Source organism: Shewanella sp. M16 (assembly GCF_018224605.1).
In the GTDB taxonomy this organism is placed as follows: Bacteria; Pseudomonadota; Gammaproteobacteria; order Enterobacterales; family Shewanellaceae; genus Shewanella; species Shewanella oncorhynchi.
On sequence record NZ_JAGTUL010000015.1, the window covers coordinates 86548 to 106334 of the forward strand.

General features: G+C 45.9%; 16 protein-coding genes. All 16 read left to right on the forward strand.

Annotation, left to right across the window (positions count from 1 at the left end; translation table 11 throughout):
* Nucleotide 1 precedes the first annotated feature (1 nt).
* Complete coding sequence (locus KFE26_RS11930; protein WP_011847942.1) at nucleotides 2-1222, forward strand: type II secretion system F family protein; 1221 nt, start codon at nucleotides 2-4, stop codon at nucleotides 1220-1222.
* A gap of 50 nt (nucleotides 1223-1272) precedes the next feature.
* Complete coding sequence (locus tag KFE26_RS11935; RefSeq protein ID WP_212600519.1) at nucleotides 1273-1767, forward strand: MSHA biogenesis protein MshF; 495 nt, start codon at nucleotides 1273-1275, stop codon at nucleotides 1765-1767.
* A 76-nt stretch (nucleotides 1768-1843) separates the two neighbouring features.
* Nucleotides 1844-2461 carry a prepilin-type N-terminal cleavage/methylation domain-containing protein gene (locus tag KFE26_RS11940; protein ID WP_105251278.1) on the forward strand — a complete coding sequence of 206 codons (618 nt, stop codon included), beginning with the start codon at nucleotides 1844-1846 and terminating at the stop codon, nucleotides 2459-2461.
* A gap of 127 nt (nucleotides 2462-2588) precedes the next feature.
* Nucleotides 2589-3107, forward strand: a complete 519-nt coding sequence (locus KFE26_RS11945; protein WP_105251279.1) for a type II secretion system protein — start codon at nucleotides 2589-2591, stop codon at nucleotides 3105-3107.
* 171 nt (nucleotides 3108-3278) lie between these two features.
* Entirely contained in the window at nucleotides 3279-3767 is a 489-nt protein-coding gene (locus KFE26_RS11950) for a type II secretion system protein (RefSeq protein WP_168825685.1), read from the forward strand.
* On the forward strand, nucleotides 3757-4311 hold the full coding sequence (locus KFE26_RS11955; protein ID WP_212600520.1) for a prepilin-type N-terminal cleavage/methylation domain-containing protein: 555 nt from the start codon (nucleotides 3757-3759) through the stop codon (nucleotides 4309-4311). The genes KFE26_RS11950 and KFE26_RS11955 overlap by 11 nt, the downstream gene beginning before the upstream one ends.
* Nucleotides 4311-5183 (forward strand): PilW family protein, encoded by an 873-nt coding sequence (locus tag KFE26_RS11960; protein ID WP_212600521.1) that lies wholly within the window; start codon nucleotides 4311-4313, stop codon nucleotides 5181-5183. Before KFE26_RS11955 ends, KFE26_RS11960 begins: the two co-directional genes overlap by 1 nt.
* Nucleotides 5173-5652, forward strand: a complete 480-nt coding sequence (locus tag KFE26_RS11965; RefSeq protein WP_212600522.1) for an MSHA biogenesis protein MshP — start codon at nucleotides 5173-5175, stop codon at nucleotides 5650-5652. Before KFE26_RS11960 ends, KFE26_RS11965 begins: the two co-directional genes overlap by 11 nt.
* Nucleotides 5653-5662: 10 nt before the next feature.
* Nucleotides 5663-9409 carry a DUF6701 domain-containing protein gene (locus KFE26_RS11970; RefSeq protein ID WP_249195696.1) on the forward strand — a complete coding sequence of 1249 codons (3747 nt, stop codon included), beginning with the start codon at nucleotides 5663-5665 and terminating at the stop codon, nucleotides 9407-9409.
* Nucleotides 9410-9749: 340 nt separating this feature from the next.
* The gene (locus tag KFE26_RS11975; RefSeq protein ID WP_105251284.1) at nucleotides 9750-10799 is read left to right on the forward strand and encodes a rod shape-determining protein; all 1050 of its coding nucleotides are present in this window, start codon (nucleotides 9750-9752) and stop codon (nucleotides 10797-10799) included.
* 44 nt (nucleotides 10800-10843) lie between these two features.
* Nucleotides 10844-11848 carry a rod shape-determining protein MreC gene (mreC, locus tag KFE26_RS11980; RefSeq protein ID WP_212600523.1) on the forward strand — a complete coding sequence of 335 codons (1005 nt, stop codon included), beginning with the start codon at nucleotides 10844-10846 and terminating at the stop codon, nucleotides 11846-11848.
* Nucleotides 11848-12336 carry a rod shape-determining protein MreD gene (gene mreD, locus KFE26_RS11985; RefSeq protein WP_105251286.1) on the forward strand — a complete coding sequence of 163 codons (489 nt, stop codon included), beginning with the start codon at nucleotides 11848-11850 and terminating at the stop codon, nucleotides 12334-12336. Before mreC ends, mreD begins: the two co-directional genes overlap by 1 nt.
* A 2-nt stretch (nucleotides 12337-12338) precedes the next feature.
* Nucleotides 12339-12944, forward strand: coding sequence for a nucleoside triphosphate pyrophosphatase (locus KFE26_RS11990; protein ID WP_212600524.1), 606 nt, complete (start codon nucleotides 12339-12341; stop codon nucleotides 12942-12944).
* Nucleotides 12945-13162: 218 nt separating this feature from the next.
* Nucleotides 13163-14629 carry a ribonuclease G gene (gene rng, locus KFE26_RS11995; protein ID WP_212600534.1) on the forward strand — a complete coding sequence of 489 codons (1467 nt, stop codon included), beginning with the start codon at nucleotides 13163-13165 and terminating at the stop codon, nucleotides 14627-14629.
* Nucleotides 14629-18909, forward strand: coding sequence for a YhdP family protein (locus KFE26_RS12000; RefSeq protein WP_212600525.1), 4281 nt, complete (start codon nucleotides 14629-14631; stop codon nucleotides 18907-18909). The genes rng and KFE26_RS12000 overlap by 1 nt, the downstream gene beginning before the upstream one ends.
* Nucleotides 18833-19663 (forward strand): carbon-nitrogen hydrolase family protein, encoded by an 831-nt coding sequence (locus KFE26_RS12005; RefSeq protein WP_212600526.1) that lies wholly within the window; start codon nucleotides 18833-18835, stop codon nucleotides 19661-19663. The genes KFE26_RS12000 and KFE26_RS12005 overlap by 77 nt, the downstream gene beginning before the upstream one ends.
* Nucleotides 19664-19787: the final 124 nt, after the last annotated feature.

Below are 19787 nucleotides of genomic sequence, written 5' to 3' on the forward strand. Positions count from 1 at the left end.
TATGCCAATTTATCAATACCGTGGACGCAGTGGTCAAGGTCAATCCGTTACGGGACAATTGGATGCCGCGTCGGAAAGTGCCGCCGCTGACATGCTATTGGCGCGTGGCATTATCCCCCTTGAAGTCAAAGTCGCCAAAGTGGTTAAGTCGTTCTCACTGACTAAGTTATTTGGTGGGAAAGTCGCGTTAGAAGAATTACAGATTTTTACCCGACAAATGTACTCCTTGACCCGTTCTGGCATTCCTATTTTGCGGGCGATTGCAGGCTTATCTGAAACGGCGCATTCCCAGCGAATGAAAGATGCGCTTAATGATATTTCTGAGCAGCTCACCGCAGGGCGACCCTTGTCATCATCTATGAATCAACATCCTGATGTGTTTGATTCTTTGTTTGTTTCTATGGTGCACGTGGGGGAGAACACGGGTAAGTTAGAAGATGCCTTCATTCAACTTTCAGGTTATATCGAGCGTGAGCAAGAGACGCGGCGACGAATTAAATCGGCCATGCGTTATCCCATGTTTGTATTGATTGCGATTGCGCTCGCTATGGTGATCCTCAATATCATGGTGATCCCTAAGTTTGCTGAGATGTTTTCTCGTTTTGGCGCCGACTTGCCGTGGGCGACAAAAGTGTTGATTGGTACATCAAATCTATTCGTGAATTATTGGGCGCTGATGTTGGTGGCGCTGATTGGTACTATCATTGGCATTCGTTACTGGCACCATACGGAAAAAGGCGAGAAGCAGTGGGATAAGTGGAAGTTACACATTCCCGCCGTAGGGTCGATTATTGAGCGTTCGACGTTAGCCCGTTATTGTCGCAGTTTCTCTATGATGCTCAGTGCGGGCGTACCGATGACGCAGGCCTTAAGTTTAGTGGCCGACGCGGTAGATAATGCCTACATGCACGACAAGATAGTCGGTATGCGCCGTGGCATAGAGTCTGGCGACTCTATGCTGAGGGTATCGAATCAGAGCAAGTTATTTACGCCACTAGTGCTGCAAATGGTGGCTGTGGGCGAAGAAACGGGGCAAATCGATCAATTACTCAATGATGCGGCAGATTTCTATGAGGGCGAAGTAGACTATGATTTAAAGAACCTCACCGCGAAATTGGAGCCAATTTTGATCGGTTTTGTGGCCGTGATTGTCTTAGTGTTGGCCTTGGGAATATACCTGCCAATGTGGGATATGCTCAATGTGGTCAAAGGCGGTAAGTAAGCGATATGGATAATATTTATTTCCTATCTTATACGTGGGACTGAGGTTAAATGCAGACTCAGCAAAAGGCTGAAAGCGATCTATTACGTATCTATGGACGTATGATCGCCATTGGAATTGTATTGGTTATCATGGCGGTGATCGGAGCTAAGTACTTTTTTACGCTACCGCAAATAGCGGCTCGTGGATTGGAAGTGGAACACGCTCGTTTTTTTAATGTGCTGGTGATGGTGCGTTCCCAGTGGTTGTCTTTGGGTAAGCCGGCGCAATTGCAGTTGAACTGGGAGGTATTTGATAATCCCTCCCTAGAAACTGAGTCGAGTGTTGTCGATATCAATGATTTAGGATGGCCACAACCTAAGCACCTAAATGATCAAGGCTGCCAAGATTTGTGGCAACAGTTAATGGGCGCTGAAACTGATAATTTAGGTCTAGAGGCGGATTATTTGGCTAAGGATAATAGCTGCCACTATCGGTCTAAAAATGGCGATAGTTTAGGCTATCAACTGAACTCTGGCAGGGTCATTTTTTTGACTGCTCCGTAAAATATTGTTAACTCAATGGCTTTTTAAAATTGATTTAACTGTTAGAATAAAATTTCTGAGGTCTGGGGACATATATATGAAAACTAAGCAAACAGGGTTCTCATTAATCGAACTTGTGATTGTGATTGTGATTTTGGGTTTACTCGCCGCAACTGCGATCCCACGATTCTTAAATGTCACCGATGATGCTGAAGATGCCAGTGTTGACGGTGTTGCGGGTGGTTTATCGACTGCAGTCAGCTTTGTGCGTTCTCAGTGGGAAGTCGATGGGCGTCAAAATAGCAGTGTTATCCTCGACGGTAACACAGTAAATGTCGATACACGTTTTGGCTATCCAACGGGAACTTCAGTAACCAGTGCGACAGCTATGACAAATGCCAGTTGCCAAGAAGTGTTTAACACTGTGTTGCAGAGTGCTCCACGTAACGTATTATTTAACCAAGATGCACGTAATCAACGTTATACCGCTCGTGTTATTAACGCCGCAGGCGGCAGTGCTAACTCAATTACTGGTGCAGTCGTCGCAGGTTTAGATTTATGTGTTTATCACCAAGTGGCTTCACTGGTGCTAAATCAAACGAATGGTGTACCCACTCCTGCCCCTGATTTAACAACGGTAGGTGCTAAGGGAATTGTGTATAACCCAGGCACAGGCAGAGTGTTAAGCTTCACTCAAACACCATTTGTACCATAGGCCGTAATTAATAGTTTTATTTTGTTCATGTTTTAAGTAGCTTAGTTTAAAAGTAATCGAGTCTAAAAGTGACTTAACTTAATTAGTACTCACACGAGTACTCACTTAGAAAGAAAGGTAGTTTTATATGAAAAGACAACAAGGTTTTACCTTAATTGAATTAGTCGTAGTGATCATTATCTTAGGTATTCTTGCTGTCACAGCGGCACCTAAGTTTATTAACCTGCAAGGTGATGCGCGTGTTTCTGCTTTGAATGGCCTAAAAGCCTCAATCCAAGGTGCAAATAGCTTGGTTTATTCTAAAGCGGCCTTGGCTGGAGAAGAGAAAAAAGCTGCAACAGCAACTCCTCCTCCTTCTGTTGATATTGGCACAGGTACTAACGCAGTTACGCAATTTGGCTATCTTCAAGCAACAGAAATTGAGTTGGAGAATGCTATAGAAGTGAGCTTTGATGAAGGAACCAGTGCTACAGATCCAACAGTTGCTACTGACACCGGTGCAGATTGGATTATATTTGAAGGTCAGGGTGTTGTGACCATGTGGCAAAAAGGTGCTCCAGCAGAATGTCGTTTTACTTATACACAAGCAACAAGTGCGACAGTTGCTCCTGTTTACTCTGCAATTCCTGATGCTTCTGATTGTTAATATGCATTTATGAAAAGGCCTGCCTAGCAGGCCTTTTTTTTAGATAAAATACGGTTCTTGCATGATGTTAAATAAATGAGCCAGCCAAGGGTTTTCCGACATTTATTTGCGTTAATAATATCGTTGGCAGAAACTGAACCTAGTACATGAAATCAGCAATTAACGCGAGTGATGCTTAAATTCTCTATGTCAAAACAAGCTGGATTTACCTTAGTAGAATTAGTAACGACCATCATCTTGATTTCAATTCTTGCTGTGGTGGTACTGCCTCGCCTGTTTACCCAGTCTTCCTACAGTGCCTATAGTTTACGTAACGAGTTCATTAGCGAGCTGCGTCAAGTACAGCAAAAAGCGCTCAATAATACCGACAGGTGTTTTCGTGTAACCGTCTCTGGCACTGGCTATCAAGTGAGTCAATTCTCTACCCGAAATGGGGCGGTTTGTTCTGGTACTGCATTATCGCCAAACCCGCTTTATACCCAAGCTTTTCAAGGTGGTGCTCAATTAGTACTAGTAAGCCCTAACAGCAGCGACTTTAGCCTTGATTTCGATATCGATGGTAGCACTTCGTTGGCTTGTAATGGGCCATGCATTAATGTGATTGCTAATGACACTGTGATGATTAACGTCTCCTCTGAGGGCTATATTTATGCGAATTAATCCTCGGTTGCTATTGGGCAAAGCATCAGTAAAAGCATCCAAAAAAGCCAAACCACAGCAGGGTTTTACCCTTATCGAATTAGTGATTGGCATGCTGGTGATTGCCATTGCAATAGTGATGCTAACCAGCATGTTATTCCCCCAAGCTGATCGTGCGGCCAGTACCTTACATAGAGTACGCAGTGCTGAGCTTGCACATTCGGTGATGAATGAAATCTGGGGTAAACGTTACGATCAAAACACCAATGCCAATGGTGGCACGCCAGCCTGTGGTAGTCTGCTCGGTAGTAATTGTTCAACGTCATTAGGCCCTGAGTTCAGTGAGAGTCGTAACAACTTTAACGATGTGGATGATTACAACGGCTTAAATGAAACCGCGACTATGCTCAATTCGACCCAAACCTATGCAAATGCTTATCCTAACTATCACTTAAGCGTCACAGTTGCCTATGGCGCAGTGTCCAATACTAAGCTAGTGACGATTAATGTGACTACGCCCGACAACGAAGTGATTACTTACAATATGGTGAGGAGTAATTACTGATGGCCTCACCTTTATCTGCGGTTAATAAAAAATCCACACTAGGTTTTACCTTGGTCGAGATGGTCACTGTTATCTTGATTCTGGGGATTCTCGTGGTCGGGGTGAGTAGTTTTATTATTTTTGGTACGCGGATTTTTGTTGAGTCGAGTTCAGTCGATCAAGTGCTCAGTCAGAGCCGTTTTGCCGTTGAGCGAATGACCCGTGAGTTGCGTAGTGCTTTGCCTAATAGTGTGCGAGTTAATACCGATTCGCTGACCTATCAATGTATTGAGTTTGTGCCTATCGAAGCCAGCACGACTTATCTAACCATGCCAATAGTGCCAGCTGCCGCCGCGAGCACTGGGATAGTTATTCTAGATAATACGGTGAGTGCGATTCGCGTGAATCAATTTGCTTGGATCTATCCCTTGGTTGATGCCGATGTGTATAGCAGCGCGAGACAAAAGCGGGCACAGGTTAAAACGATTGCTACTGCGCCTTCCCCTTTGGAGCATCAAGTGACGCTGACGTTTACTGCGCCAACACGTTTTGCTGAAGCATCACCACGGCAGCGAATCTATTTTGGTTCAAATCCTGTGAGTTATTGTTTTGAAAAAGAGCCAAGCGGTAATGATTTGCAAATCGTGCGTTATGCTGGTTATAACTTTAATGCCGTTCAGCCAAATCCTGCCGCTATGCCTGCCACTATGGGCACGGGCGTGCTAATGGCGCAAAGTGTGGCAAATGTTTTAAATAATGGTGCTGATTTACCGCTGATTTTGACGCCATCTAGCCTAGTGAATAATGCCATGGTGCATTTACAACCGCGGTTTAATGTTAATGGTGAGACGTTCCAATATCGACATCAAGTGCAGGTGATCAATGTTCCTTAATTCACATTGTCGCTCGGTAGGGCGTAACTCAGCATCCAGATCATCACTATCAAGATCGTCCTCTCATGCTTTACCTGCGCGTCAACGCGGCAGCGCATTGATTATTGGCGTGTTTGTGATCACAGTGATGTTTCTACTGGCGTCAGCCCTGATCAATATTGTGCAGGATGGCGATACTGGATTAACCCAAGAGGTGTGGGGGACTCGTGCCTTTGCTGCTGCGAATAGTGGCGCCGATGCCGCATTGGCAACATTATTCCCATTAAATGGTTCAGTTGGCATTTGCCCTGCAACGAGCGCTTGGAATCCTCCTAATGTAACCGGTTTCCATGCCTGCACTGTGACCTTGACGTGCAAAGCCTATGCGGTAGGTACCACCACCCAATATCGAATCAACAGTAAAGCGGTATGCGAAAGTGGCGAGACCCGTGTTAGCCGACAAGTTGAGGTAGAAGCCCGTGGAGACTAAGCATTTGATGATGAGTTATAATAAAATCTTAATTAAGTGGCTAGCCCCCATTTTATTTATCGTTTTTTCTATGTTAACTCATACAGTAAAAGCGGATTGGAGTGATACTTTTCCTCAAGGTGTTAATAATTACAGTGCTAATGGCACTATTACATTTAATACTTCGTACCTGTATAACGCTCCGAATAGCGGCTCTTTACCAACATATAGTTATAACCAACTTGGTAATGGTGCAGATAAGTTATGTGTTCGCTCTAATGGTTCGACTCGGATGTGCCGTACAGGGAATTATATTGCTGATTTACCATCTGGTCGTTTAGATTTTGCTCAATGTGAATCATCGAGCACCGTTAATGTAGGGCCACCAACATACAACAATAAACAAATAGACATTGAAGCTGGAGAGTACAATAACATTTTGTTAGAAGGAGGCTCGGATAAAACGATTCGATTTACTAGTTCTGGTGGCGTATATAAAATTAAGTCACTTAATGCAACCTCAGGACAGATCGTGCTTTCGGCTGGACAGTATTGGATTGAAACTTTAGCTATAAATAATGGAGTAACATTAGTTTTCCCATCTACTGGAACAGTTTCATTTTTTATTAAGAATGATTACAGGCATTATGATTTAAATACCGTAGGTCAAGCTGAAAATTTCCTTATTTATAGTTACTCTAATTTTACTCTTAATGGTGGAGCATCATTAAAGTCTTATGTGGTTTCAGAAAAAGATGTAGTTCTTGAGGGGGGTTCTTATTTAGATGGCGCTATCACAGCTAAAAACATCAGTTTAAATGGTGGCAGTAGTGTTAGGTTTGATAGTAATGCTTCCAATATAAATGTAGTGCCAGATTGTAGCCCTGTTCCAGTATTGCAATGTTTCAATGATAATTTTTCCCAAAGCACTTTGAGTAATGACTGGGTTGTTTCTAAAAGTAGTGGAGGATTTACCCCTTCTATCCAAGGTGGTCGATTACGCTTAACCGAAGCTAAATCTGACCAATCTACGGCATCTACCTATCAAAGACTCTTTCCTGGAAAAGCTAACTTAGTGGAGATCCAGTTTGATCACTATGCCTATGGTGGCAATGGTGCCGACGGCATTGCGGTAGTGTTATCGGATGCTTCTATAACGCCGCAGCCTGGCGCATTTGGCGGTCCATTGGGTTACGGTTATAAACCTGGTATTAATGGGTTCGCGGGTGGTTGGCTTGGGTTTGGTATTGATGAGTTCGGTAACTTCTCCGGTGAAGGAGGTAGTTCTAATGTCGGCCAGCGACGCCAGTCCGTTGCGGTTCGCGGTTCGGGTGTCGGCACGTCAGGGTATAATTATTTACGCGGCGCTTGTAGTAATGGCACTACTAATACGAACGGTAGTTGCTTATCGCCTGCGGTAGACGGCAATAATGTGTCGCCTGCGCACAGGTATAAAATCACAATTGATTCGCAAGCCGCGAATCAATCTATTGTGAAAATTGAGCGTAATACAGGTTCTGGTTTTGTGACTTTAGTTCCCGCATTTAACGCCGCTGCACAAATTGGTCAGGCTGCCATTCCAAGTGATTTTTTATTGTCTTTAACGGGCTCAACGGGGGGCTCAAATAACAACCACGAAATCGATAACGTGCAAATTTGTGCGTTAGAATCGAATCCTATTGGTGCTCAGATCGATCATTTTGAGTTTGATCATACGGGTCAAGGTCTGACCTGTAATGCTGAGACGGTAACGATTAGAGCCTGTGCAAATGCGAGTTGTAGTCAACCCTTTACTGCACCTCTTAGCGCAACCTTATTACCTGATTCTGCGGCAGATGGCGTATGGGTTGGCGGTAATCAAGTGAGTTTTAGCGGTGGCACAGCACAACTGCAACTGAGGCGAAATACTCCCGGTGTAGTGACTTTAGGGGTGAAGGGCTCTAATCCCACCACCAAACCCTTAAGCAAAACCCTTTGCCGTATTGGTAATGGTGGCTTGAGTGAGAACAATTGTTCACTCACCTTTGCCGACAGTGGTTTTGTATTCGATGTACCCGATAAGCGTGCGAATCGCCCCGAGCAAGTGTTAGTCAAAGCGGTGAAAAAATCCGATGTGACGAAGCAGTGTGTCCCAAGCTTCCAAAGCCAGACCAAAACGCTGAATTTCTGGAGCAGTTACCAAACGCCAAGCGCGCCTATCTCGCCTAAAGCCGTCACCATCAACAATACGGCAATTGGCACCTCGAGTGCCTTGCCTACGGCGGTGAACCTGCTGTTTGATACCAACGGACAAGCAAGCATTTCAGTCAATTACCCTGATGCAGGTAAATTACAATTAGATGCAAAATATACAGGTACTGGTGATGAACAGGGCTTAGTCATGGCAGGTTCAGACCAATTTGTCAGCGTACCAGCGGGATTGTGTGTTAAGCCTGTAGATGCCAATGCTAGCTGCTCAAGCGCGAATATGACGTGTAATGTTTATCGTAAAGCGGGTCAAACCTTTGGTATGACAGTACAAGCGATGGCATGGGAAAAAGATGGCGATCCGGACTTTTGTTCGGGCAACTTACCCACGCCTAACTTTAGTGATGCGCAGATGAAGCTTGCCAGTAAAGTCGTTGCGCCAAGCATTGCCAACGGCGGACTTGATGGGGCGTTAGGCGTGGCATCCTACAGCCACTCGGCGCAGGCCAATAATCTCAATACCATCAGCAATCAGACCATCAGCGAAGTTGGAGTATTCCAAATTGCAGCGCAGGCTAGCCCAAATTATTTAGGGACGGCAAGCAGCTTAAATATTCCAATTGGATATTCAGCTAATATTGGCCGTTTTGTGCCCGATAGATTTTTAGTCAGTAACGTATCGGTCATACCTGCCTGTGGCGGCTTTAGCTATATGGATCAGCTGTTCCCTATGTCGATGGAGCTCAGTGCTTTAAATATCGCGGGGGATATAACGAAAAACTATTTCCCGCCATTTTCCCTTGCCACGGCAAAACTGGTGGGAGAAAACAACAATAATGGTGTTGATTTACAGAGTCGCTTAAGTGCCTTACCTATAAAGGCTGATAGTTGGAATCAAGGTGTGGCGACGGTTGATGCTTCTTACCAAGCTAACTTTAGTCGGGTGACCCCAAATGTGGCGACGAATCTGTATCAGGATGGTCCCTTCGAGCTGCTCGATATTGGCGTGCAATTGATGGATAACGATCCTCGGCCGAATGGGCTTTACAGCTATGTGGCCTCACCAGATATGGATGCGGCATCTACAGGCACTTGCACTAACTGTAATGCTAAGAAAATCAGCACTCAAACCCTTCGTCATGGTCGTGTGGTGATAGATAACACCTATGGCCCTGAGACAGAAATACTGCGTATGCCGACTCGAGCCGAATATTGGAATGGCAGCAGTTGGGCCTTAAATACTGCCGATAACTGCACAACGGCAGTGTATGCTTTGGGTTCGCAGGTTGATCATTCCGCTCTGGGTTACAATTTTGATCCCGACTTAGTGGCGGGACAAAGTGTTGTTCGTTCTGGCGGGACTGCTACATTCCAAGCTGGCCAATTTGAGTTGCTCTGGCAAGCGGTCACCTCAAGTGGCGCGCCATACCGAGGTCAAGTGACTGCGCCCTTGGATGTGCAGCCATGGCTAGAATGGTACTGGAATTGGAATGGTGTATCACCAGCAGATCTTACTGAACCGCGGGCGAGCGCGTATTTTGGTCGCTACCGAGGGCATGACAAAATAATCTATTGGCGTGAGGTAAACTAATCTGAGTTCTTTCTCTCATTAAATTGAACTCAGGCTTTCCCTTGAAATGGGCTGCCATTTCACTTATTGGAAGTCGACGAAAACGCTTATAACAGATTCTAAATGCAATGCCTTAGTTTGATATTTGTTGCTGAATTGTGTGTTCACTCGTTTTTTGTTGCTGATATTATCGTCAATAAACAGTATTTTCCGCTTAAATACTGTTTTTTACGTGGCGATTTGAAAAAAAATCACTTCATTAGCGATTGTTAACCTCCTCGGTCTTGTGGAATCAGGGTGGCATTGATAAAGTTAGCTGATTTTTCTTTTCTTCTGACTCCACAGAATACAGGCTAGTTACATGTTTAAGAAGCTACGCGGCATTTTTTCTAATGATCTATCGATCGATTTGGGTACAGCTAACACATTAATTTATGTTCGTGGCGAAGGCATAGTCCTCAATGAGCCTTCTGTTGTTGCTATACGTGGTGAGCGTAGTGGCTCCGGTCAGAAATCTGTTGCCGCGGTCGGCACAGAAGCTAAACAAATGCTAGGCAGAACGCCTGGCAATATCCAAGCTATCCGCCCAATGAAGGACGGTGTCATTGCAGATTTTTATGTGACGGAGAAAATGTTGCAGCACTTTATTAAACAAGTGCACAACAATAGTTTTTTTCGTCCAAGTCCACGCGTGCTTGTGTGTGTGCCCGTTGGTGCTACTCAAGTAGAACGCCGTGCTATTCGTGAATCAGCCATGGGCGCTGGTGCTCGCGAAGTGTATTTAATTGAAGAACCAATGGCAGCTGCGATTGGTGCGGGTTTACCCGTATCTGAAGCGACCGGCTCTATGGTGGTGGATATCGGTGGTGGTACCACTGAAGTCGCGATTATTTCACTTAATGGTGTAGTGTATTCGTCTTCAGTACGTATCGGCGGTGATAAGTTTGATGATGCGATCATCAACTATGTCCGCCGTAATTACGGGAGTTTGATTGGTGAAGCTACGGCTGAGCGTATCAAGCACACTATCGGCACTGCTTATCCTGGCGATGAAGTGCTCGAGATCGAAGTCCGCGGCCGTAATTTGGCAGAAGGTGTACCTCGTAGCTTTACACTGAACAGCAATGAAATTTTAGAAGCCTTACAAGAGCCATTATCTGGCATCGTAAGTGCTGTGATGGTGGCGTTAGAACAATCTCCACCAGAATTAGCTTCAGATATTTCTGAGCGCGGTATGGTGTTAACTGGCGGCGGCGCTTTATTGCGTGATTTAGACCGTTTATTAATGCAAGAAACCGGAATTCCTGTAATGGTGGCGGACGATCCATTGACCTGCGTAGCACGTGGCGGTGGTAAAGCCCTCGAAATGATTGATATGCACGGCGGCGATCTGTTCTCCGAAGAAACCTAATTTAACTTCGGTATGGGGCGGTTAATCACCGCCTTAGCTTTCCTATGAAGCCAATTTTTGTTCGTGGTATTTCAAACCAATTCCGTCTGACACTGGCAATTATTTTGTCGGTGGCTTTGCTCGTGGCTAATCATCGCCTCGATCCTGTACGGCAATCGTTATCCTCTTTTTTTAGTCCATTACAGTATTTAGCGAGCGTGCCCGGTGTTGCGCTTGACTGGTCGTCTGAAAGTTTTGCCACCCGCAATATGTTAGCGTTGCAGAATAAAGAGCTGCTCAGGCAGCAATTGCTGATGAGTGAACGCTTACAGCGTTTCGAACACTTACGCCAAGAAAATGAACGTTTACGCGCACTGTTGGGCTCACCAGCCTACCTTGATTCGCGCAAAATGGTGGCTGAAGTATTGGAAGTTGCTAGCGATCCTTTCCATCACTATGCGGTGTTAAACCATGGTTCACGCAGTGGTGTATTTGTTGGGCAGCCTGTGGTCGACGCCCAAGGGGTTGTTGGCCAAGTGGTACAAGTCAGTGAAATGACCAGTAGGGTGTTATTGCTCTCCGATGTATCACACGGATTACCTGTGCGTATCACCCGTAATGATGTGCGCCTTGTTGCCAATGGTACGGGTGAGTTAGATGAAATAGAGCTGCGCCATGTGGCCAAGAGTACTGACATTCGTGTTGGCGATTTGCTGGTCACATCAGGTTTAGGGAATCGTTTCCCGGAAGGTTATCCGGTTGCGCGGGTAATGGAAGTGTTGACTGAAGATGGCCAAAGTTACGCTCGAGTCACCGCCCAGCCTTTAGCGGCGTTAGATCGTATTCGTTATTTATTGTTGATTTGGCCATCCCCCGATTCTGGTGTGACTTTACCGAGTCAGCCTACCGTGCCTGCTGCGGATCATTCATCGAGCGAGAATGTATCAAAAGCAGATAGCGCTGTTCCTGCTGGCGGAAGTGTCACGCCAGCAGAGGCTTCTAAACCTGTGCCCGCGCCTGCGACCAAACCGTCAACGGAAACCACTCCTCCTGTGGCTGAGGTGCATTAATGAGTTTTCAGGCCGCCAATGGGCGCTTTATTGTTTGGGTGACATTATTTATCGGCGTGATCAGCCAGATCATGCCTTTACCAAGTGCTGTTGATGCTTGGCGTCCAGACTGGCTATTAATGATTGTTCTCTATTGGTCTATCGCATTACCCCACAGATACAACATCTTAACCGCATGGGTTTTAGGCCTAGTATTAGATATTTTATTGGGAGCCACCTTAGGTGTGCGCTCTTTAGCTATGTCTTTGGTTATTTATATTGCTATCTTGCATTGCCAGCGTTTGCGAAACTTCCCTCAATGGCAGCAGTCGTTAGTGATCATGCTACTGATTTGTATTTATCACTTAGTGATTTACTGGGTTGAATTTGTGATGCAAGAGGCTGTTTTCAAAACGGATCTATTTTTACCTGCAATTTCAGGATTAGTGATCTGGCCTTGGATATTTTGGATTTTACGTCGGGTTCGACGTCATTATAAGGTTCGTTAACTGTGGATTTAGTTTTAGCTTCAACTTCGCCACGTCGCAAAGAATTATTGGCACAGATTGGATTCGGTCGTCCTGAGTTTAGTTTCACGCAAGTGGCACCGGATATTGATGAAACTGTGCAACAGGGCGAAGCGCCAAGGGATTATGTACGACGTTTAGCCGCTGAAAAAGCCCAAGCTGGACTGGCATTATGCGCAGATATGTCACAGCCTGCTGTATTAGGTTCTGATACTATCGTGGTGCTTGAAAATCAAATATTAGGCAAACCGCTGGATGTGGCCGATGCTAAGCAAACGCTCAGTGAACTGTCTGGCCGAACGCATACTGTGATGACGGCTGTGGCACTGACCTACAAAGCAGGCGAGTCTCACTCAACCTTAAAAACCTCAGTGCGCTTAGTTGAAACACAAGTGCGTTTTTGCGCTTTATCGACAGCTGACATTGAGGCTTATGTGGCTTCAAAAGAGCCCATGGATAAGGCGGGCAGTTATGGCATACAAGGGCTTGGCGGTTGCTTTGTGGCTGCAATTGAAGGCAGTTATTCTGGCGTTGTAGGTTTACCTCTGGTTGAAACGCGTGAGTTGTTAGCCGAAGTTGGCTTTATTTAACTGCTGCTGGTTGCTTATATTGCGATTTTGGCTTGAGGTTAGAATGAACCTTATTGGCGTTTAGGGCTCTGAATCGAGTACTCCAATGACGTTGACCTTGTTCCTTTATTCGGTTTTCATGCTTAGAGAGTTTGTAACTTCGATTAATTAATCTAGTTTCCCGAATGGGGTGAGTCGTGAATACCAGTCGCTTAAATCCAAATAAAATACAGCGCAAGATGGGTTCAGAATTACTGATCAACGTAACTCCATCTGAGGCGCGCGTTGCTTTAGTTGAGCATGGTGTGCTGCAAGAAGTCCATATTGAACGCCGGATGAAACGGGGTTTAGTGGGTAATATTTACAAAGGTAAAATCAGCCGTGTGTTACCCGGTATGCAAGCCGCCTTTGTCGATATTGGCTTAGATAAAGCGGCTTTTTTACATGCGTCCGACATAGTGCCGCATACTGAGTGTGTTGCCGATGTTGAGAAAGGTCATTTCGTTGTTCGTGATATCGCCGAGTTAGTCCGTCAAGGGCAAGACATTATGGTGCAAGTGGTTAAAGATCCGCTGGGCACCAAGGGCGCACGCCTAACGACCGATATCACGCTGCCTTCCCGTTATTTAGTCTTTATGCCAGGTTCTAGCCATGTTGGTGTTTCCCAGCGTATTGAACTAGAAGAAGAACGCAGTCGCCTCAAACAAATTACTTTGCCCTATGTTGATGATGACGGTGGTTTTATTATCCGCACCGCCGCCGAAGGCGTAGGGGAAGATGAGTTATCCCAAGATGCGGCATTTTTACGCCGAGTTTGGTCAAAGGTGAGTGAGCGACGTAAACGCAGTGGTGTGTCGCTCCTGTATCAAGATTTAGCCTTACCTGTGCGCATTGTGCGTGATTTTGTCGGTACTGAGCTGGACCGTATTCAAGTGGATTCTCGCCGCACTTTTGCCGAGTTGCAGTCTTTTGCACTGGAGTTTATGCCAGAGATTGCCGATAAGATTGAGCACTATTCAGGACCTGCGCCTATTTTTGATCTCTACGATGTGGAGAACGAAATTCAACGTGCACTCGGCCGTAAAGTCGAGCTCAAGTCTGGTGGCTATTTGATCATAGATCAAACCGAAGCCATGACGACTGTGGATATCAATACCGGTGCCTTTGTGGGGCACAGGAATCTTGAAGAAACCATTTTTAATACCAACCTCGAAGCGACCCAAGCGATAGCGAGGCAGTTACGTCTGCGTAATCTCGGCGGTATCATTATTATCGATTTTATCGACATGATGACGGCGGATCATAAGGCTCGTGTTCTTAGCAGCTTAACCAGCGCTTTATCTAAGGATAGGGTGAAAACCAATGTGAGTGGTTTTTCGGGGTTAGGTCTAGTCGAAATGACCCGTAAGCGTACCCGCGAAAGTTTAGAGCATGTCGTCTGCGGCGAATGTCCGGCCTGCCATGGCACGGGGAGCATGAAGACAGTCGAGACGGTTTCCTATGAGGTCTTTCGCGAAATAATCCGTTTAAACCGTGCCTACGATGCTGATGAGTTCCTGTTGTATTGTTCGCCTGCCGTGTATCAAAGTCTGCATACCGATGATAATCATCTTATTGCTGAACTTGAGGTTTACATAGGTAAGCGCATCCGTTTGCAAAATGAGCCTATGTACTCACAGCACAAATACGATGTGGTGATGATGTAGTGGCTACGCTTTTTACTGCAAAAAAATTTAGCCGTTTTTGTTGGCAATTTCTGGCGCTTATTTTGGTCTTGTTTGCGCTTGCCGTTAGTTTGATCCGTGGCCTATTACCGCAGGTTGATGAAGTTCGCCAGCAACTGGTTAATTACGTAAAAAGCGAATATAAAGTCGATGTGCAAGTGGGGGAGTTATCCGCCCATTGGCAGGCATTTGGCCCTGCACTTAACATCGATGACTTAGTGATCCCGCCACAGGAACAACTGCCTGTGACCTTGATGATCAAGAACGTACAAGTGAAGTTAGATTTTTGGCAATCGCTGCTCACGCTCACCCCACGAATCGAAGATGTCAATTTTGAGGGTGTCCATGTCGCTTTAGACATGGATAAGCTTACTGAAAACGATCCCGCCACAATTAATAAAGCCCCGCAACTCGATTGGCTTTATGCCCTGTTACTCAAACAACTCGATAGATTCTCCTTAACCAATGCCACAGTGCAATTGCTGAGCATGCGCCAAGAGTTTCGCCCGATCCATATTCGTCATTTGAACTGGCGCAATCAGGGGGAGCGTCACCGCGGTGCGGGAGAGTTGTATCTTGATAGTGATGCCTCTGAGCATGAGTCTCTCGGATTACAGTTAGATATCAAGGGCGATGGTGCAAATCCCGACAGTTTGACTGGGCAGATTTATTTGGCGGCTAACTCTTTGGATTTAGGTGAATGGGCTTCACGTCAGCCTAATCCCTATGATTCCACTCAAAAGTTACCCTTAGAAGGGGTTGTCAATCTTAAGGCTTGGCTTACGTTTGCCGACCGCAGCATCAGTTCTGCCATGGTGCATTTTGAGCCGAGCTGGCTGCAATGGACATTAAAGCAAGAGCCGCAGAGATTTGAAATTCAAGCGGGCGACATTGTTTGGCAGCCAAAGGCGACGGGTTGGGAAGTGCAAAGTTCAGGACTGGATTTTGTCACCAATGGTGAGCATTGGCCGGCATTAACGCTGGCCGCGAAGCGTCAAAACGATGAATTATTTGCCTATGTGAATCAAGTTAATACTCAGAGTCTATTGCCGCTGCTGCCGCTATTTCCTGGAGTCGATAGAGCCGTATTACGTCAATGGCATGCGTTAGCTCCCGAGGCGAATATTGGAACAATCCGCCTGTATCAAAAAGCCGACCAGCCTTTGCTCGCCAGTACCGAAGTGAAGCAGTTGCATTGGCAGAAGGTTGACGGTATTCCCAATACTCATCCTGTAGATGTGAACCTGCGCTGGCAAGATAAGACGCTGTATTTCTCTCTACCTGAACAAGTGTACACTCTTGATTTTGGTGATGAATTTTCGGCGCCATTAGTGTTCAATGGGGCGCCAATTGATGGTCAATTCGATACTGAACATCTGAGTTTAAATGTGCCTCAGTTGCAGCTTGAAAACGAAGATATCGGCGTTGATGCGGCATTGAATTTGGACTTTAGCGGTGCTGCGCACATGGCGCTGGCGGCCAATGTTCGTATCAACAATGTGGCTAATGCCGACAAGTATTTCCCTAATAAGGCGATGGGTGAATCACTGGCCGAGTATTTGGATACTGGGCTTAAAGCGGGTCAGACCCAAGATGCGCAAGTTGTTTGGCGTGGTTCGTTAAGTGGTTTTCCCTTCGACGATAATAGCGGCGTATTTCAGGCAGCATTTACCTTAACAGATGCCAAATTTCAGTTTCAACCCGACTGGCCTGCGGTAACAGATCTATCCCTTAACGCTTTGTTTGAAAATACCCGCATGGATCTTTGGTTAAACCAAGGCAAGCTGATGAATGTGGATGCCACAGGTGCCCATGTATTTATTCCCGCTATTGGTGAACAGACGCTGCTAAGGATTGAAGCCGAACTTGCTACTCAAGGCAGTGCGGCGACTAAGGTGTTACAAGCCTCACCTTTGGCGAACTCAGTAGGTAAAACCTTAGATGTCGTGCAAGTGCAAGGTGCTGTCACAGGCACTTTAGACATCAGCATTCCACTGTATGAAGGTGAAGCTGAAGATATTCGTGGTCAAATCCGTTTTGATAATACGCCTGTATATATTGCTCAGCCAGGGCTTCAACTTCATGGCGTGACTGGTGTAGTCGACTTTGCGAATGAAGTTGTGACAGGAAAAGGCATCAAAGCGCGGTTGTTCGAACAACCGCTCAGTTTAACTTTCGACACTCAGCCTAAAGGTAAAGATTTTGGCCTTAATCTTTCGCTGAAAAGTCGTTGGGATCTCAGCCGTCTCCCCGATGAATTGCACAATCCCTTGAGTGATTTTTATCAGGGAAAAATCAGTTGGGACGGTGCTATGACTATGCTATTTACTGAGCAAGGTTATCAAATCCAAGCCAAAGTGACTTCGGATATGCTGGGGACGCAACTGTTACTTCCAGGATACTTTGCTAAACCCGAAAATGAACCACGACCTTTAGTCGCTGAGTTTGTTGGCGATCAAGATAATGCGACGCTCGATGTCAAACTTGCCAGTCATGCCGAGTTTATCGGTGGTTTCGATGCCGATAAAGGCGCAAATTTTAGTTATTTTGACTTGTTATTGGGGCGTTTGTTTGGTGAGGATGAAGCCAGAAATACGGAACAAGGTCATATTCAAGTCGATCTCGGTAAGGCCAAATTAGCCGAATGGTTACCTGTGATTAATGCCTTTGTTGGTCAAGAGAAAATACCGAAAACGGGTATTTTAGTTGATGATATTCCCCATAAAAGTTTATTTCCCGCGGTGGCGAGTATCGATTCTCATATCGGTCGGCTCGATCTTTTAGGGCAACAACTGACGGAGCTTAGGCTTAATGCTAAGCCTAACGAGACGGGATGGCGTTTTAATACCGTTGCCAACGAATTTGACGGTTGGATCGATTTCTATCCAAATTGGAAAACTCAAGGTCTCAAAGTTGTGGCGAATAAATTTTATTTTTCACCTGAGGTAAAGCCGAACACGGATGCCGATTTTGCTAGTGATCAAGTGCTCACTAACTTGCCGCCCGTTGCAGTGAATGTGGAAGATTTTCGTTTCTTCGATAAATCCTTTGGAAAGCTCGTTTTGCAGGCGAGCCCACAAGCGGCAGGATATAAGATTCAAACATTGTCTTTGACTACGCCCAATGTCAATTTGCAGGGCAGTGGCATTTGGCAGCAGCAGGCTGGACAGAATAAAACGGACCTCAGTGTTGAGTTAAATGCCACTCAGTTTAGTTATCTATCTGCTCAATTGGGTATAGAGCCTGGCGTTAATGAAGCCCCCTTGAAGGTTAATGCGGACTTATCTTGGCAAGGTGCTCCCTATGCCTTCTCCCTCGAAACCTTAAATGGCAAGGTGAAATTCAACTTAGGCAAAGGCCACTTATCTCAGGTGAGTGACAAGGGCGCGCGGATTTTCTCCCTGTTCAGTTTAGATTCTTTGGTGCGTAAACTGTCGCTGGATTTCACCGATGTCTTCGGTCAGGGCATGTATTTCAACTCTTTCAATGGCAATCTGCAGATTGATAATGGCGTGGTGAAAACCACTGACACTGAAATGGATGCCATCGCGGGTAATATGAAGGTGCGTGGCTATACGGATCTCACCACTGAAAGTTTGAATTACGATATCCGCTTTGTGCCGCAATTGGCCTCAAGTGTGCCGACTGTCGTATTGCTCAGTACCAGCGCTTGGACACTGGGTCTGGGAGCCTTTGCCCTGACAAAAGTGCTTGAGCCTGTGATTGAAGTGATTTCAGAAATTCGTTTTCGGGTGACTGGGACTATGACAGAGCCTGTGGTCGAAGAGTTAGAGCGAAAGAGTAAAGAGATTGAAATTCCAGAATCTATTTTACCTGTGGTTGGCGTTGAGCGCCCAGCGGTGCCGACTGAACCTAAAAGTCACAACACTGATTTAACTAAGCCGATAGACGTTAAAACGATTGAAGCCAAATCAACGGAAGCTCAATCAGTCGAGGCTAAAGCAGTGCAGGCACCGAGCTCTCAAGGATCAGAGTCTCAAGAATCACAGCTTCAAGAGGCTAAATCAAAAGAACCAAAGCGAGATGAACCAAAGCCTGCTGATAAAATTAAAGCACCCGATTTAAAGCGGGTTCAACCTCAAGCAGTACCTACGCCAGAAGTGCCAGCCATATCAGAGCATCGCGAAGCAGTAGAACCGATTAAGCAAATTCAGGGAGATCAGAATGCACATCAGCCTGTTGCAATGTCAGAGCAGTCGCGACGTCAGCGCCAATCTGCAGTTTATCGAATCGCAGCTTAACGAACTCAAACGGGATGCCGATGCGCCCCAGTTAGTTGTGTTACCCGAATGTAGTTTATTGTTTGGTGGCCACGAAAGTCAGCAACTTGCCTATGCGGGCGATGTCCATCAGAGTCCGCTCAAATCGGCGTTAAGTGCACTGGCCGCCAAGTATCGGGTGTTTATGGTCGCGGGGACTATTCCGGCGTTGGCTGAGGATGGTCGTGTCTATAGTCGCAGTTATCTGTTTGATGATAAAGGTGATACTTTAGGGTATTACGATAAACTGCACCTTTTTGATGTGGATGTTGCCGATGGTACAAAACAATATCGCGAGAGCGAAACCTTCTGCCCCGGTGATCACATTAGTGTTATCGATACACCTTTTGGCAAAATTGGCTTAACCATCTGTTATGATTTACGCTTTCCCGACTTGTTTAGGGCGATGCGCCTTGCGGGTGCCGAGATTATTACTGTCCCTTCTGCCTTCACCAAGGTGACGGGGGAAGCCCATTGGCAAGTATTGCTACAGGCAAGAGCGATTGAAACCCAATGCGTTATTCTTGCTGCAGCTCAGTGGGGACAGCATAACGAAGGCAGCCGTGAAACTTGGGGGCAGAGCATGATAGTCGGTCCTTGGGGGAATATTTTGGCTGAACTTAAAACCGGTACGGGTTGGGTACAGGCTGAGGTCGACTTAACCGAACTGCAGAGTATTCGCAGTAAAATGCCCGTCATGCAGCATAATCGGTTCCTTGAACCAAGCTTGAAATAATGTGCCAGTAGCCAGCAGACGAGTTGAAATGCTGAATTTGCGCTTGAGTCGATATGCAGCATTAACACATAGAATTAGTACACCGAATTTACACTCAGAATATCAAGATCCCTTGGGGTCAAAG